Source organism: Pseudomonas sp. 2995-1 (assembly GCF_002742505.1).
In the GTDB taxonomy this organism is placed as follows: Bacteria; Pseudomonadota; Gammaproteobacteria; order Pseudomonadales; family Pseudomonadaceae; genus Aquipseudomonas; species Aquipseudomonas sivasensis.
Map to the genome: position 1 here is coordinate 1 of NZ_LJSA01000079.1, position 243 is coordinate 243.

Sequence of the window (243 nt, forward strand, 5' to 3'; positions counted from 1 at the left end):
ATCTAGGACCAGATAATCAGTTTAGTATAAATATCGATATATACAATCAATTGGAGCATGAGTGGCTTCAAGAGAAGAATAAAGATGATTTCAAGGTAGTAAGCGCAGTTGCACACATCTATAATCACGATATTTTGGTAAAAGAAATTGATATATTAGGGGAAAATGAGGAACATTTTTTACATCCATATAGTGAAAATATATATCTACATGAGTTCGTAGAGTTGGAGGAGGAATTTGAAG

The 243-nt window shown here is 32.1% G+C and carries 1 protein-coding gene; it reads left to right on the forward strand.

Going from position 1 to position 243, the window contains the following annotated elements; genetic code table 11:
• Positions 1–243: hypothetical protein (locus AOA61_RS31685; RefSeq protein ID WP_218197300.1), on the forward strand; the 243-nt coding region annotated here is incomplete at both ends.